General features: G+C 65.4%; 13 protein-coding genes. 5 read left to right on the top strand and 8 right to left on the bottom strand.

The window, feature by feature from the left end; translation table 11 throughout:
* Nucleotides 1-64: 64 nt before the first annotated feature.
* On the bottom strand, nt 65-1234 hold the full coding sequence (locus MF134_RS07080; RefSeq protein ID WP_255338728.1) for a M20 aminoacylase family protein: 1170 nt from the start codon (nt 1232-1234) through the stop codon (nt 65-67).
* 333 nt (nt 1235-1567) lie between these two features.
* Here MF134_RS07080 and MF134_RS07075 point away from each other — a divergent pair, with 333 nt between their 5' ends.
* Both MF134_RS07075 and MF134_RS07070 read left to right on the top strand, forming a co-directional pair.
* Complete coding sequence (locus tag MF134_RS07075) at nt 1568-3133, top strand: D-alanyl-D-alanine carboxypeptidase family protein (RefSeq protein ID WP_255338727.1); 1566 nt, start codon at nt 1568-1570, stop codon at nt 3131-3133.
* A 26-nt stretch (nt 3134-3159) separates the two neighbouring features.
* Complete coding sequence (locus tag MF134_RS07070) at nt 3160-4320, top strand: CobW family GTP-binding protein (RefSeq protein WP_255338726.1); 1161 nt, start codon at nt 3160-3162, stop codon at nt 4318-4320.
* Between the two features lie 29 nt (nt 4321-4349).
* Here the strand turns inward: MF134_RS07070 and MF134_RS07065 are convergent, their stop codons facing one another.
* Nucleotides 4350-4583 carry a sulfurtransferase TusA family protein gene (locus MF134_RS07065; protein ID WP_255338725.1) on the bottom strand — a complete coding sequence of 78 codons (234 nt, stop codon included), beginning with the start codon at nt 4581-4583 and terminating at the stop codon, nt 4350-4352.
* Between the two features lie 125 nt (nt 4584-4708).
* Between MF134_RS07065 and MF134_RS07060 the strand changes: the two genes are divergently transcribed.
* The gene (locus tag MF134_RS07060; protein ID WP_255338724.1) at nt 4709-5260 is read left to right on the top strand and encodes a DUF924 family protein; all 552 of its coding nucleotides are present in this window, start codon (nt 4709-4711) and stop codon (nt 5258-5260) included.
* Nucleotides 5261-5269: 9 nt separating this feature from the next.
* Here MF134_RS07060 and MF134_RS07055 read toward each other — a convergent pair whose 3' ends face one another.
* Nucleotides 5270-5635, bottom strand: coding sequence for a response regulator (locus MF134_RS07055; protein WP_255338723.1), 366 nt, complete (start codon nt 5633-5635; stop codon nt 5270-5272).
* Nucleotides 5636-7165: a sensor histidine kinase gene (locus tag MF134_RS07050; protein WP_255338722.1), complete on the bottom strand. Its 1530-nt coding sequence runs from the start codon at nt 7163-7165 to the stop codon at nt 5636-5638.
* A gap of 287 nt (nt 7166-7452) precedes the next feature.
* Between MF134_RS07050 and MF134_RS07045 the strand changes: the two genes are divergently transcribed.
* Both MF134_RS07045 and aroQ read left to right on the top strand, forming a co-directional pair.
* A complete protein-coding gene (locus MF134_RS07045) occupies nt 7453-8781 on the top strand; it encodes a GNAT family N-acetyltransferase (protein WP_255338721.1) in 1329 nt (442 codons plus the stop codon).
* Nucleotides 8782-8848: 67 nt separating this feature from the next.
* On the top strand, nt 8849-9289 hold the full coding sequence (aroQ, locus tag MF134_RS07040; RefSeq protein ID WP_255338720.1) for a type II 3-dehydroquinate dehydratase: 441 nt from the start codon (nt 8849-8851) through the stop codon (nt 9287-9289).
* 73 nt (nt 9290-9362) lie between these two features.
* Here aroQ and MF134_RS07035 read toward each other — a convergent pair whose 3' ends face one another.
* From MF134_RS07035 to MF134_RS07020, 4 genes are all read right to left on the bottom strand, one after another.
* Nucleotides 9363-10148: a glutamine amidotransferase gene (locus MF134_RS07035; protein ID WP_255338719.1), complete on the bottom strand. Its 786-nt coding sequence runs from the start codon at nt 10146-10148 to the stop codon at nt 9363-9365.
* A 121-nt stretch (nt 10149-10269) separates the two neighbouring features.
* A complete protein-coding gene (locus MF134_RS07030) occupies nt 10270-10740 on the bottom strand; it encodes a tellurite resistance TerB family protein (protein ID WP_255338718.1) in 471 nt (156 codons plus the stop codon).
* 359 nt (nt 10741-11099) lie between these two features.
* Nucleotides 11100-12758, bottom strand: a complete 1659-nt coding sequence (locus MF134_RS07025) for a heme biosynthesis protein HemY (RefSeq protein WP_255338717.1) — start codon at nt 12756-12758, stop codon at nt 11100-11102.
* Between the two features lie 21 nt (nt 12759-12779).
* The gene (locus MF134_RS07020; protein ID WP_255338716.1) at nt 12780-14858 is read right to left on the bottom strand and encodes a COG4223 family protein; all 2079 of its coding nucleotides are present in this window, start codon (nt 14856-14858) and stop codon (nt 12780-12782) included.
* Nucleotides 14859-14908 lie beyond the last annotated feature (50 nt).

Raw genomic sequence — 14908 nt, 5'->3', positions numbered from 1 at the left:
AGATCACTCGGCCATCGCCGCGCCGCCGCAGCCAAACGTTTCTGCCCACCGAGCGGCGGCGAACTCAGTGGGCCGGCAGAGCGCGCTCCACCAGCCGCACCCAGTAACTCGCCCCATAAACCAGCGCTTCGTCGGAGAAGTCGTAGGTGGCAGTGTGCAGGCCGGAACTGTCACCATTGCCGACAAACACGTAGGCGCCCGGCTTCTCTTCCAGCATATAGGAGAAATCCTCGCCCGCCATCAGCGGGGGCGCGTTCGGATCGACCTTCGCAGCGCCGACGATCTCTGCCGCAACTTCGGCGCAGAAATCGCTTTCGGCCGGATCGTTGACGGTAATCGGATAGTTGCGGTCGTATTCGACCACAGCGTCGAGATCATGGACGGCGGCGATGCCGGCCGAGATCTCGCGAATGCGGCGCTCGGCGAGATCCCGCATCTCGCGATCGAGCGCCCGCACCGTGCCGGAGACTTCCGCCGTCTCCGGAATGACGTTGTGGGCATATCCGGCGTGGAACTGCGTGACGGAGACGACCAGCGACTTGAGCGGGTCGGTGTTGCGCGAAACGATCGGCTGCAGCGCCTGAACGAGGGCCGCGCCGGCAACGATGGGATCGGCCGAACGGTGCGGCAGGGCGGCATGACTGCCCCGCCCCTTGAGCTTGATGACGAACTCGTCGGTCGAGGCCATGATCGATCCGTGGCGCATCCCGAAGCAGCCGACGGGAAGTCCAGGCAGATTGTGCATGCCGTAGACCTTTGCGATCGGCAGGCGCTCGAAGAGACCGTCGTCGATCATCGCCTTGCCGCCGCCGCCGCCCTCTTCCGCCGGCTGGAAGATCAGCGCGACGGTGCCGGAAAATCCCCGGGTCTCGGCCAGGCTCCTCGCCGCGCCCAGCAGCATCGTCGTGTGCCCGTCATGGCCGCAGGCATGCATCATCCCCGAGCGCTTCGAGGCATAGGGCAGACCGGTCTCCTCCAGGATCGGCAGGGCGTCCATGTCAGCCCGGAGCCCGATCATCCGTCCGCCCGCGCCATCGCGGCCGTGGATCAGACCGACCACCCCCGTCCGTCCGAGCCCGGTGATCACCTCGTCGCAACCAAAGCTTTCGAGCCTTTCGGTAACGAAGGCCGCCGTATCCTCGCAGTCGTAGAGAAGCTCGGGTTCGGCGTGCAGCGCGTGCCGCCACGCCTCGAGTTCGGGCCGCAGTGCAGCGATCCGGTTACTGACAGGCATCCTCGTCCCCGTATAATTCTTGCCAAAACTGTTGCGCGACTTCGCAGAGATATGTTGTCCCGTCACCTTGCCCGCGCCAGGAGGAAACTGCGATCGATGCTTTCGCCCCGCTGGTCCCGCGAAGTCCGCTCGCCGAGGGGAACGTCACGATCCGTCCCGGCGTTGGCGTTGACCGCCTCGAACCTATCGCGCAAAACCGAGGCGGCATCATATGCATTTCTTCTGGCTGACAAGATGCTGCAATGCGACATGACGGCGAGTGATATGTCAACAAGCAACGCCGGAGCCATTCTGCTGCGAATTGCCATGACAGCAAATAGGAGCGAGCATAGCGTGACGAAGCCCCGATCGCGGTTCAAGACCGCCCTTGCGGCCATGCTCTTCGCCCTGGCGGCGATGTCCGGCCTTGTCGCCACACCGGCACTGGCTCAGGAGGCAGCCCAGACGGAGGAGGCGGCTCCGGCCGAGCAGGCGGACCAGATCGCAGAGCCATCCGGCACCGACGCGGAGGCTCCGGCGGAGCCAGAAACGCCGGTCGACCATCCCCTCGCGACCATCGTCGTCGACGTCGAGACCGGGAAGGTCCTTTCCCGGCAGAATGCCACCGAGCGCCGCTATCCGGCCTCCACGACCAAGCTGATGACCGCCTATCTCGCGCTGAAGGCGCTACGGGCAGAAACGGTTGCGCTCGATTCGCCGGTGATCGTGACCCGGCAGGCCGCCGACGAACCGCCGAGCAAGATGGATTACAAGCCCGGCTCCGTCATCCGCCTCGACAATGCGCTGAGGATGATGCTGGTGAAGTCCGCCAACGACGTTGCGGTTGCCATCGGGCAATCGCTCGCTGGCGGCTCGCTCGGCGATTTCGTGGACATGATGAATGCCGAGGCGAAGCGGCTCGGCATGGAAGACACGCGTTTCATCAATCCGAACGGGCTTCCCGGAGAAGGCCAGTACTCCACGGCCAAGGATCTGGCGATCCTCGGCATGACGATCCGGCGGGAATTCCCCGCCTTCAGCGAGTTCTTCGGCACGGAAGCGATTTCCAACGGCAAATCGCTCATGAAGAACGGCAACAAGCTGCTCGGCCGGTTTGACGGCGCCGATGGCATGAAGACCGGCTATATCTGCGCATCCGGCTTCAACCTCGTCTCCTCCGCCACCCGCGACGGACGAACGCTCATCGCCGTCGTTCTCGGCGCCAACGGAACGATCGAACGCGAGCGCAATTCGGCCGAAATCCTTCAGGCTGGCTTCCAGGCCGATCTCGACGAAGTTACCGAAACGGTCACCGATCTTCCCACCTCCTCCGGCGCACCGCTCGACACCTCCGACTACATCTGTTCGCAGGAGGGGCGAACCGAGCGGGCCAACGACCGGGTCGCGGAAAAGGAGCGGGAGGAGGTCTTCGGCTCCCCCTATCTCACCGAATTGAACCGGGCGCCGGTGACCGTGAATGTCGGCCTTGGTGGTGCGGCGGGCAATGACGAGGTCGCGCCGGGCGTCTCGATCATCGCCAATTACGGCATTCCGATCCCGACCCCGCGTCCGACGCCCCCGCCTGCGAACGACAATCTCGCCGCAGGTGAAGACGCAACGGACCCCGCTGCAGAGGACACGGCCGAACCGGCTGCAACTGACACCGCCCCGGCCGAACCCGCGGCTGACGGCTCGCAGCCAGCCGAGCCGGCAAACGAAGAAAGCCGTCTCGGTCCGTCAACAACCGGTCGCGGAGACGTGGCCGCAGCGGCGAACGCCTATTCCGGCGGGGATCGAGACACCGCGTTTCCGCGCGGGATCGAAAGCCCCCTTGCCCGCAAGGGGCCGCGTCTCGATATCGACTTCAAGCTGAGGACGAGCCATGCCGCGGGCGACGCGCGGCAAGGCGCAGCGAACTGAACAAGCACCCGCAAACGGGGAACCCGATGCAACGACCGCCCATCCGCCTGACCCTCCTCACGGGCTTTCTCGGCGCGGGAAAGACGACGTTGCTCAATCGTTTCCTCAAGGATCCCGCACTCAGCAACACCGCCGTCGTCGTCAATGAGTTCGGCGAGGCGGCGATCGATCCGCTGCTGATCGAGGCGGTCTCCAGCGATGGCGTCATCTCGCTGTCGGACGGGTGTCTGTGCTGCACGGTGCGCGGCGAGCTGGTGCAGACGCTCGTCGATCTCGCGGTTGCGCCACGCCCGGAGGGCGCCGGAGCGCTCGAACGCGTCGTGGTCGAGACGACGGGGCTGGCCGACCCTGGCCCGATCCTCGCCGCGATGATGTCGCACCCGGCGCTTCTCGAAGCCTATGCGCTCGACGGCGTCGTGACGGTCGTCGACGCGATGAACGGTGCTGCGACCCTGGATGCCCAGAGCGACAGCCGGCGCCAGGTGGCCGTCGCCGATCGTCTCATCGTGACGAAGAGCGACCTCGCCGACCGCGAGGCCGTCGCCACCACTCGGGCGGCGATCCGCGCGGTCAATCCGCGAGCGCCCATTCTCGACGCGATCGAGATCACCTCCGCCAAGGACGCGCTCATCGGCTGCGGCGTGTCGGACGCACTGTCCCGCACTGATGACATTGCTGCATGGCTGGGAACAGAGACAAGGCCCACAATCGAGCCGGACTCAGCCCCGGAGTCGGGCGGCGATCATGCCCACGGCCACGACCATCGCCACCATGAGCACGCCCATTCCGCGCATGGCCACCATCGGCATGACGGCATCCGGTCCTTTTCGCTGGAGACCGCGACACCAATCGCCTTCGACGCGGTCTCAGGCTTTCTCGACCTTCTCACCCAGACGGCAGGTCCCCGCATCCTGCGCATGAAAGGCGTTGTTCTGCTGCGCGAGGACCCGGCGCGGCCCCTCGTCCTGCACGGCGTCCAGGGATATCTGCATCCGCCGGCACAGCTGCCCGCCTGGCCGGGACGTTCAGAGCCCGGAACCCGCATCGTCCTCATCGGCCAGGGCCTGGACGAACGCTATGTTCGCGATCTCTTTGCGGCCTTCACGGGCGGGGCGAGGCCCGATGCGCCCGACCGCAGCGCTCTCGAAGACAATCCGCTCGCCGTTCCCGGGATGCGCTTTGGCTGACCGCGGGCGGCTTGAGCCCGTCGCGCTCCCTACAGACCATCGGCCGTTTTGACCATCACGACGAAACGTTTCGCGGTTCCCTGGGTCTCCTCGGCCTCCAGAGCATGCCCCTCTTCCCGGCAGAGATGGGGGATGTCGATCGCCGCGAGCGGATCATCGCAGAGAACCGCGACCCGCTCGCCGGCCGCAAGATCGGCGAGGCAGCGGCGGGTGCGCAGCGCCGGCAGCGGGCAGCGCAGCCCTCGAAGATCCAGTTCACGCATCAGACGTCCCATGCATTGTTCGGCGCCGTGTCATTCCTATTTCCAGTCCGCCCTCTGATCACACGTCCTGCCGGTTCGGCGCCATGGGCCGAACGGATTTCAAACGACTTTCGAAAGGCCGCGTCATGTCGTCTTACGCTCCTGATCCCCAGACGATCGTCGAATTCTGGCGCGAGGCCGGGCCGAAGCGCTGGTTCGAGAAGGACGAGGCCTTTGACGCGACGATCCGGCGGCGTTTCGGCGACATCTATGAAATGGCGGCACGCGGCGACCTGGAAGGCTGGGCGCGGGAGGCGAATGGCGCACTGGCCCTTGTCATCGTTCTGGATCAGTTTCCCCGCAACATGTTCCGCGACTCGCCTCTCGCCTTTGCGACCGACGACAAGGCGCTGGAGATAGGCAAAATGGCGCTCGCTCGCGGTGATCACGAGACCGTGGCCGAAGACGTCAACCAGTTCCTCGCCATGCCGCTCATGCATTCCGAAACGCTTGCCGACCAGGATGAGTGCGTGGAATGGATGAAGCAGATCGGCGACGCAGAAAACGTCAAATTCGCCGAGGATCATCGCGACATCATTGCCCGCTTCGGGCGGTTTCCCCACCGCAATGCCGTTCTGGGCCGCGACACCACCGCCGAGGAGCAGGCCTTTCTCGACGAAGGCGGGTTCTCGGGCTGAGCGGGTGGATCAGCCGATCCCGAGGGCCTCGACCAATTGGGCCGGTGCGATCGGCTTGATCAAGATCGTGTGAGGGTGATCGGCGTTGATCCGCCGGATCGTCTGGGGCTCGCTCGATCCGGTCACATAGACGATCTTGATGTCAGGCGTGTGCCGGTAAACGTCGGTGGCGATGTCGACCCCGTCCCGCGGGCCGCCCAGCCGAACGTCCATCAACACGAATTCCGGTCTTGTCTCCAGGATGAGATCGAGCGCGTCTTCCGCGCGATGCGCCATGCCGACGACAGTTCCATTGTGGTCTTCGCACACGTCGCAGAGATACGAGGCGATCAGGACATCGTCGTCGACGATCACGATACGTTTTCCTGCAGACATCTAGCGGGCTTCCTGCAGAAGAGATCGTGGAAAGCGAATCATGATTTTCGTCCCCCCTTTCTCCTGAATTTGTACGCTCCCTCGCAACTGCTTGACAAGGCTACTGATCAGGCGGCTACCCGTGCCACCTTGCCGCGGATCCGGTGGCCACGCCGTCCCCATGCCGATTCCGTCGTCCTCGACCACAAGATGCCGGAATTCCGGATCTTCGGCATCCTCGGTGAGTGACACCCGAATCTGTCCGGTCTCCCGCCCCTGAAAAGCATGCTTCGCCGCATTGGAGACGATCTCGTTGACGAGCAGTCCGATTGTCGTCGCCGTCGAAAGAGAGGCCTCGTCAGCGCTCGCCTCGACGGTGATCGTGACCTTTCGGCCGTCCAGGTCGCCGGCCTTCGCAATCGTCTCGACCAGGGTTTCGAGAAAGGCGGCGAGCTGGACGGTCGAGAGGTTTTCGCGCTTGAGCAGCAATTGATGCACGAGACCGATGGCGCGGACCCGGCTGCTCATGGCGTCGAAGGAATCGCGCACACTCACGTCCTTGTGTTTGCGAGCCTCGGTCCACAACAGCGCATCCATCTGCTGCAGATTGTTCTTCACGCGGTGGTAGACCTCGCGGATGAGGACGTTCTTGTCGGAATTGGCCGCCTCGAGTTCCGCGATGAACTGCTTCAGGCGAAGCTCGTTGCGGTTCTGGACCCTGGCCGTCGCCAGCAATGCCGCGAGGCCGCCAGCCATCATCATCACCGCCAGAAAGGCGACGCGAAAATCCTCGTCGAACCAGCCGGCACGCGATCCTGCCAACGCCAGAACGGCGACGCAGAGCGGCCCGAAGATCAGAATGGGAAATAGACGCCGCGCGCCCTTGCTGCCGGCCCCACTGCCGAAGAAAAGCCAGATCCATCCGCGATCCTCGGCGAGGAGCATGAGGCCGATGAAAAGCAGAACGGCGAGAACCGCCGTCTGCAGCGACATCGCGGCAAAGAAGTCAACGTCGCGGAGGGCGGTCGGCTGGACCAGATAGCTTGCCAGCGCGACGGACCCGATGGCGAGCCCTGACGTAACCAAGGGGGTAAATGCCTTTTGAAGCCGATCCGAGGATGAGCTTCGCACCCCGAGTGCTGCGATCGCGCAGAAGAAACAGGCTGCCGTCGCGGGCGAGAGATAGCCTGACGGACGCTCTCCCGTGCTGAAGGAGAGGCTCAGGAGGAGGCCATCCAACGGACTGCCGGCGCTGCCGCCGGCGAACGAAGCCAGAACCACCAGGACGACCACGCCAGAAACGATCCCGATCGCAATCGCACCCCGGCCCCTCCTCATGTCCATGCACAGCAGGTCCAGGATCGCGATGGCGGCAGAGAGGAGGAAAAACCCGATCGCCGTCGAGGGAGTCATGCGCGCGCCACCGATCGAGGCACCGGTGAGCGCATAAAAACCACCAACCCAGCCAAAGAGCAGGATCGCCAGGGCGGACGTCGCGATCGCGGTGAAAAGTGCGATGCGAACATACCGGATGTGCCGTCGAAGTCGCATCGCGCGGTAAGAATCATCCAATGAATGTGCCGACCGTGTCGAATTTGTCCGGGCGAGGCAATATCGAGCGGGAGGTTTTGAACCGGCCGTTTGCGGACATCGGATTCCCTATAGGCATCTGCGACCAAATCTTAAGACCTCGACCCCATCATGGGCGAACGGCGGGCCTCATTCGCGACTGCGCGGTCGCCATGGGCTCGGTCTCGGGCGCCGACAAGAAGACGGATTCGAGCCTCCGCTGGCCATTCGGCGGGCGCTTTCAGATTCTCGCATGATGCGTGGTAGAAATGTCGAACGCGGTCGCAGAAAAGAACGACAATCCGAGGAAGCCCCTGGTCGTCCGTGCGCCGCAGGCCGAACGACCCTACGCGGTCCAGTCTGCTCCGATGGCCGACGAGGCTTCCCGCAGCGCGACGGACGACGTTCCGGCGGAGATGGACATTGCCGTCCCGCGGAGCGGGGCGACGCGGCGTTTTTCGGTCTACCGGCCGGAAGCCGCTTTCGCCCTGATCGACGAACTCAAGCATTTGTCGCGCCGGGCCATCGAACCGAACGTGTTCTTCGATCCCCGGTTTCTGGTACCCGCCATGCCCCGCCTCGACGAACGAAGCGTGCGGCTCATGGTCGTGCGCGACGAGGGACCGTCACGCAGCCGTCTGCGCCTGTTGATGCCTTACACCACCGAGCGGACGTTTCCGTTGCGCGGCATTCCGATCATCCGTGCCTGGGCGCACCCGTTCGGACGGCTCGGCACCCTGCCGCTCGACAGCGACGATCCTCACGACACGCTCGCGAGCTTCTTCCAGATGCTGACGGCCGCCGACGTTTCGATGCCTGAAGTCCTGGTCTTGCCCGAGACGCGGACCGACGGGTCCTTCGCCGAGGTCTTGAGAAGCGTGACCGACGCCGCGAGACTACCGGTCCGGACGGTGAACGAGTTCACCCGCGCCGGGCTTTTGAAGTCCGATGACGCTGCGTCTTTCGAGCAGCCCGTGTCAGCGCGGCGGCTGCGCGAACTGCGCCGGCAGCGACGGCTTCTGAAAGCCCTCGGCCCGGTCTCCTTCCACGTCGCGCGCGAACCGGAAGAGGTGCGTCTCGCTCTGGAAGAGTTTCTCAATCTCGAAGCACGTGGATGGAAAGGCAAGGCCCGCAGCGCCATGGTGCTCGACCGCTATCGCGCCGCCTTCGCCCGCGAGGCGGTCAATGCGCTGGGGGCAGAGGGCCGCGCACGGATCTTTTCCCTTAGTGTTGGCGAGAGAACGGTGGCGAGCCTTGTCACCCTCATCGACGGCAATGAGGCTTTCGCCTGGAAAATGGCCTATGACGAGACGCTCGCAAAGGCTTCGCCGGGTCAGCAGGTGGTATGCGAGGCGACCCGCGCGATCCTGACAGATCCCGCGCTGAGCCAGGCGGATTCCTGCGCCATGCCGGATCACTTCGTAATGAACCGGTTCTGGTCCTCGCGCATTCCTGTCGCGACTTATGTCATCGGCCTCAAGCCCGGCAGCGACAGAACCGTCGAACTCGCGGCACGCGGCATCCTGCGCACCCAGCGCGCCCGCAATACCCTGCGGCTGGCCCGCCGTCGCCTGCAAAAAGCTCTCTCGCTCGACTGATTGCCCCGACATTCCCGCAAGGAGCCGACGCTTGCCTTTGCGGGTCCGGCGAGCCTAAACACGCATCATGGCGACGATCTTCTGCATCAACGGTCCGAATCTGAACCTTCTCGGCAAGCGACAGCCCGAGGTCTATGGCCACGAGACGCTGGCGGACGTCGAGGCAGCGGTGGCGGCGCTCGCCGCCGATTTCGGCCACACGGTGCGCTTCCTGCAGTCGAACCGCGAATACGAGATCATCGAGTGGATCCACGAAGCCCGCGAGGCGGCTAGGGCGATCATCATCAATCCGGGTGCCTACAGCCATACCTCGGTCGCGATCCTCGACGCGCTCAACGCCTATGACGGTCTGGTGTTCGAGGTCCATATCTCGAACATCCACAAGCGCGAGAGCTTCCGACATCATTCCTACGTCTCGCAGCGTGCGGACGGCGTTCTCGCCGGCTTCGGCACGGAGGGCTACGAACTCGCCCTGCGACGCGCCGCCACGCTGCTGAAAGGTCGATAGCCGCAGCGAACCGTCTGCCAGCGCCGGCCCGAACCCGCAGATCTCGGCGAGGCCTGACGCCCTCGCCTCAGGCTCACTCGTCGAGGCGATGCCCGAAGGTTCGGGCGAGGAAGGCTTCCAGCCAGCGCAGCACGGGCGGATCGTAGATCGCCCGACCGTGAAAGTGCTGCCGCCGCGCCTGCGCGCCGGGAAGCGTCATGCGCTCATGGCCCTTCGTCGTCCAGCGATGCATCATCGCCAGGGTCAGTTCCGCATGAAACTGGACGGCATAGGCCGCCGGTCCATACCGGAACGCTTGGTTCGGGTACCATTCGCCTTCCGCCAGCAGCTTCGCGCCATGCGGCAGGTCGAAGCCCTCGCGGTGCCACTGGTAGATCATCTCCGGCCAGTGGCGCACCACCTGACGGCCCTCGGGGGTCGAGCGCAGCGGATAGTAGCCGATTTCGGCCAGCCCCTCGTGATGGGAGGAAACGTCCGCCCCCAGATGCTTCGCCAGCATTTGCGCACCGAGGCAGATGCCGAGGAACGGCCTCTCCTCGCGAAGCGGGACGGCCATCCAGTCGAGCTCCCGGCGGATGTAGTCGTCGGTGTCGTTCGCGCTCGGCGGACCGCCGAAGACGATGGCGCCCCGATGGTCGTCCAGCGTTTCGGGCAAGCTCTCGCCCATGACCGGGCGCCGGATGTCGAGGGCAACGCCGTGACGCTCCAGGACCTGGCCGACACGCCCGGGCGTCGAGGTCTCCTGATGAAGAACGATGAGGACCGGGCGCGTGTCCCTGCCGTCCAGCACATAGCGGTGGGACAAGGCGGTTTCTGCCGCACTCCGGTCGGCGGTCTTTGCGTGGTCCTGATACGCCATTGGCCTCGGGGAATGGTGGTTTGTCGTTCACGCCAAGAAAGCGTGGCCGCCTTCGGTTCTCACATGGGGAGGCGACCAGTGTCCAGAGACGATCGCTGCGGAGACGGGCGCCAGCTGCCTCTCAATCGGCAAAGCCGCCCCGGCTCGCCGCTTCGCGCTTCATCAGCATGCGATCGCGTGTCGAGACGCCGAGTAGCTCCGAGATGCGCCAGACGAGATTGTCTTCCAGTTCGTGAACCTCGCCGTCGGCATAGGTGACTTCCCAGAGCAGTTCGACGAACCGAACCCGCTGTTCCTCGCTCAACCGGTTTTTGAGGACCGAGGTGAACTGATAGAGATCGACCGAAAGCTGATCGGCGCGCTGCCCGTCATGGGCGAGTTTCGACGCCTCCTCGGTCGACAGACCGAATTCCTCGCCCAGCACCTCGTCGAGGCGCTGACGCTCCTCTTCCGTGACCGTTCCGTCGGCGTCGATGATATGAAAGAGAAGCGCGGCGCAGGCGACCCGCAGATCGTCCGCCGGGTCCGCGGCTGGACGTTCGTCTTCGACCGCCGCGATCGACCGCATGAAATTCTTGATCGATTCGAACATGCCGCTCCATCGATGATTGGTTGCGGGTTGCGTCAAAGCCCGAGGCCGCTTCAGGTGGATGGCTCTCGCTCAGTTCGCCCACGACTGCTCTGTCTGATGCAAGGCCGCGGGACCGAAGTTCACACCCGCAAATCACGATCGGCGGTGGTGGGAGACAGAAACGAACTGTCAACTCAACCTTCCGGTCCGACCCAAAGACATGCGTCGCGGCTTGCACATTGGATGGGAACAACCGCCGGCATAGGGAAAAAGTTTCCGGCTGCGACGAAGCCTCGCGCCGACGGACCCTCGCGCCGCCGGCCCCCGGCATATCCAAGCGCCAATCCCTGCGAGCTTCCCGAAGATGCTCCAGCCGGCGGTCAGCCGAACCGGGCTTCCTTGCGTTCCTCATGGGTCGGGCCGGCGGCCGGCTTCGGTTCATGGGCGCTCGATCCCGTGGTCGCCTGCGAAGGCGTCCCACCATTGCGGGCCGGCTCCTCGCCTGCAGGCCTCGATGTGCGCTCCGGCTTGGGGTCGAACTTGCCGATGACCTTCGCTTCGCCATTGGACGAGGCGGGAGTAGCCGCAGCCGGCACGGCCGCTGTCGACGAGTTGGGCGACTCGTTGGCCGGGGTCGAGGCAGCACTGGCAGACGCCGTCTTGTCGTCCGCGGGCGTCGTGTCCGAAACCGTCTCGATCGTCTTCAATTCCTCTTCGCGGGAATTCTCCAGCACCGGAACGTCGCCTCGCGCCCGCGACATCGGTGCTTTCCACTCGAAGGCGTCGAGCCGACCGGTGACCGGAGAGACCGGCGCCCATTCGTCGGAGACGACGCCGTCCGCCACCCAGGCGGGGTCCCGCGGCGCGCGGATCGCCTTCGCCAGCCATTCGCGGACACGGCCGACTTCGCCGGTATCGGCTTCCTCGATATCGGCGAGCAGCAGATAGACGCTTTCGCGTGGTTCGATCTCGGCCGCTTCGAGAGCCGACTTTCTCGCCAGAGCGAGATCATTGGCGTCGAGCGCGGCTCGTGCCAAGCACATAGATGATTCCACGTGACCGGGCCGCAGATCGTGTAGATGGCGTGCCCGCTTCAGCCGATCATCGACCGAATCGCCGGCCCTCGCCGACACATAGGCATCGGCGATCTGGGGATGCGGACCGTAGGTCCAGCTCTTTTCGAGCACCTTCGTTGCCTTGCGCAGATCGCCAAGCCGCAGGAGCGCCTGGGACGCCACGAGCGCGGCGGGCACGAGTTCCGGCGCCAGCTGATGCGCCTCGAGTGCCGCCGAGCGAGCTGTCTTTGGATCGGCCTCGGCGGTTTCCATGGCCTTGGCCGCCAGCAGGACGGCGCGCGTGCGGCGCGATTCGTCGCGATCGATCAGACGAGTGTTCTTCTGGGCCTCCAGGATCTGCATGGCGCCATCCCAGTCGTGCGCCAGCGATTTGCTCTCCAGAACCGCACCGCCTGCCCAGGGCACATGCGGGGCGATGCGCACTGCGCGCTCGGCATAGTACCGGGCAGCCGTTTCATCGCCGACGCGCTCGGCTTCGAGATACAGGCCGCGCATGGCCAGAAGCCGCGTCTCGGGATCACGCTCCATCTCCTCGAACACCGACCGGGCCCGCGCATGATCGCCTTCGATCATTGCGGTCTGCGCATCGAGGAAGCGGATCAGCGGCTCGCGCCGGGAATCAAGAAGCTTGTCGGAGCGCTTGGTCATACGCCGCGCCAGAATGGCGTCGCCGGCCCCGGCCGCGATGATGCCGCTCGACAGCGCGTTGTAGCCCTTGTCCCGTCGGCGCCCCTCCCACCAGTTGCCGACCGAGTGCGGCGCCCGGAAGAAGGCGGCGATCAGCCAGACGACGACCAGGACACAGAATATCAGGGCGGCCAGGACGATCAGAAAGATCATCATCGTGGTCTCGACCGTCTGCCCCTGCCAGGTGAAGGAGACGGAGCCGGGATTGTCGGCCAGCCAGCCGAATCCGAGCGATGCGGCCAGGACGACGAGAAAGAAGGCGAGGATGCGAAGCATGTATCTACAATCTTCCTAAGATTAGCCCTGGTTTTCCGGCTCGGCGCTCGCCGGCGCGGCCTCCCCGGATTCTGTCGTGAGCGCACCGCTCAGCGTCTGGGAAACGATGTCCTGCGCCGTCAGACGCGCATCCACCTTGTCGGCGAACTCCTGGCTCGCCTCCTTGGCCGGCTCGGGAAGCGTTTGCCACTCGGACTGGAACGCCTCAAGGTCGCCAGAGGTGATCGCCGCGTTCAGACGAGACAGGATCGCGTCGCCGCCCTGTTCAGACTGCGGGGCCGGTCCGGCCGGCCGCACCTGCACCAGCGATCGCAGGCCTGCGAGCATCTGATCGCTCACCGGCGCCTCCGGGTCGGGCGGCGACAGCGCGGCGTTGATCCTGTCCTCGACGCTCGGCCATTCGTTGGCGAGTTGCTGCTCGGAGGGGACGCCTTCCGCCGCGAAGGTCCGCAGACTCTCGGTCGTCTCGCCCGCACCGGCCACCGTCGCATAGGTTTCGAGCTGCTGGGCGAACGGACCGCCGGAGTCGATCGCGGATTTCAGATTCGCCGCAGCCAATGCGATCTCGGCTTTCTGATTGGCCGCTTCCATCGCGGCAAGACGCTGTTCGAGATCGCTGACGGCGGAATCGATCTTGTCGCTTGCCGCAGCCGCCGCCTCGTTGGCGGCGTTGGCGGCTTCGGTCGCACCATCGGCGGTGGACTGCGCAGCCGCCGCGGCTTCCGCCGCGTTAGCGGCCGATTCCGTCGCCGCCTGAGCGGTCGACTGCGCGCTGTTTGCCGTTTCCTGGGCGTTGCCCGCGGCCTGCTGGGCATTGGTGGCGGCCTGTTGCGCGCTGCGCGCGGTCTCGACCGCCTCGCTCGCCCGCTCGACAGCATCCGCCGCCTGGGTCGAAGCCTGTTCGCTGGCCGACTGGGCGGATTCGCTCGCCGTTCGGGCGGCATCGGCAGATTGCTGTGCCGCCGAAGCGGTCTCACTTGCGGTCGTCGCCGCACTTGTCGCGCTCTCGGCAGACTCCTGAGCAGCCTGCGAGGTGCGGGCGGCATTGTCGGCGGTTTCGAGGACACCGGGGATTCCGGCCGTCGATTCTTCGAGACCAGCCAGCCGGCCTTCGATACCCGACAGGTCGACAGCGGGCGCGGCTCCGTCGCCGGAAGCGGAAGTGGCAGGAAGCGCGGCCAGCTGTTCGCGCAAGGTCGCGATCTCGCCGTTCAGTTCGTCCACCGTCTCGGCGGTGACGTAGCGCTCGGCCGTCTCGTCGGTTCCCGTGCCAAAGCCGGGAAGCCATCCATTGGCCGCCAACAGCGACGCTCCGGCAAGTGCGAGCACCGCCCCCAGCACCGCGGCGCCGATCAGCCCGCCCATGCCGACGCCGCCCCCCTTGCCCGAAGACGAGGTCGAGGTCGCTGCCGGGGACGGCGTTCCCGATGGCGTTCCTGTCGGCCTTGAAGGGGAAGAGGTTGAAGACGCGGACGGTCTTGCCGCACCGCTGGAGGAAGGTGTCGTCGAACCGGTTCCGGTGCTGCCGCTCGCGGCCGGCTTCGAACTGGCGCTCGTCGGGGCCGAACTGCTGGCCGCCGCGGCTGCCGTTGCGGATGTCGCGGCGGTCTTCTTCGCCGTATCGTCCTCCTTCTTGGCGTCCTTGGACACGTCGCCGCTCTTCCCGGCGTCACCCGCCTTCTTGGTTTCGTCGGCTTTCGTGGTGTCTTCGGCCTTCCCGGTCCCGCCCTCCGTCTTGGCGTCCTCGGCCTGCTTGCTCGCCGAAGCCGCCTCGGGAGAAGCCGCCGTCGGGACGGATGCCTTGGTGTCGCTCTTGCCGCTGGAGCTGGTGGCTTCCTTCATCGCAGCGGCCGTCTTTGCCGCCTCGCTGGAAGCGCTCTCCGAGGAGGCGGTTCCGGTGGCGCCGGACTTCGCGGGCTCGGCCGGATGGGCAGTCTTCGGCGTCTCGTCCTTCGGCGCGCCGGCATCCGTATCGGGCTTTGCGTCCGCAGCCGTGGTCTTCTTCTCGCCCTCGCTCACCGTCGTCTTCTTTTCCGCTTTGAGATCAATCGTCTGGCCGCGCGTCTTGTTCGGTCTCGACCGCCTTGGACGGTTGGTCATCGCGTCAGCTCCATGCTCACCATCAAGCCTGCGCATCGGATTTCGCCGGC

Origin of the sequence: Jiella marina, assembly GCF_024359545.1 — a bacterium.
Taxonomy (GTDB): domain Bacteria; phylum Pseudomonadota; class Alphaproteobacteria; order Rhizobiales; family Rhizobiaceae; genus Jiella.
Note: the sequence above shows the minus strand (reverse complement) of the source record. Positions and strands in the feature narration are given on the sequence as shown.

What these genes read in the sequence shown, in the direction of transcription:
- MF134_RS07045 (WP_255338721.1), top strand. Translation starts at nt 7,453, where the DNA reads ATGTCGAACGCGGTCGCAGAAAAGAACGACAATCCGAGGAAGCCCCTG.
- MF134_RS07080 (WP_255338728.1), bottom strand. Translation starts at nt 1,234, where the DNA reads ATGCCTGTCAGTAACCGGATCGCTGCACTGCGGCCCGAACTCGAGGCG.
- MF134_RS07030 (WP_255338718.1), bottom strand. Translation starts at nt 10,740, where the DNA reads ATGTTCGAATCGATCAAGAATTTCATGCGGTCGATCGCGGCGGTCGAA.
- MF134_RS07050 (WP_255338722.1), bottom strand. Translation starts at nt 7,165, where the DNA reads ATGCGACTTCGACGGCACATCCGGTATGTTCGCATCGCACTTTTCACC.
- MF134_RS07025 (WP_255338717.1), bottom strand. Translation starts at nt 12,758, where the DNA reads ATGCTTCGCATCCTCGCCTTCTTTCTCGTCGTCCTGGCCGCATCGCTC.
- MF134_RS07070 (WP_255338726.1), top strand. Translation starts at nt 3,160, where the DNA reads ATGCAACGACCGCCCATCCGCCTGACCCTCCTCACGGGCTTTCTCGGC.
- MF134_RS07065 (WP_255338725.1), bottom strand. Translation starts at nt 4,583, where the DNA reads ATGCGTGAACTGGATCTTCGAGGGCTGCGCTGCCCGCTGCCGGCGCTG.
- MF134_RS07020 (WP_255338716.1), bottom strand. Translation starts at nt 14,858, where the DNA reads ATGACCAACCGTCCAAGGCGGTCGAGACCGAACAAGACGCGCGGCCAG.
- MF134_RS07055 (WP_255338723.1), bottom strand. Translation starts at nt 5,635, where the DNA reads ATGTCTGCAGGAAAACGTATCGTGATCGTCGACGACGATGTCCTGATC.
- MF134_RS07060 (WP_255338724.1), top strand. Translation starts at nt 4,709, where the DNA reads ATGTCGTCTTACGCTCCTGATCCCCAGACGATCGTCGAATTCTGGCGC.
- aroQ (WP_255338720.1), top strand. Translation starts at nt 8,849, where the DNA reads ATGGCGACGATCTTCTGCATCAACGGTCCGAATCTGAACCTTCTCGGC.
- MF134_RS07035 (WP_255338719.1), bottom strand. Translation starts at nt 10,148, where the DNA reads ATGGCGTATCAGGACCACGCAAAGACCGCCGACCGGAGTGCGGCAGAA.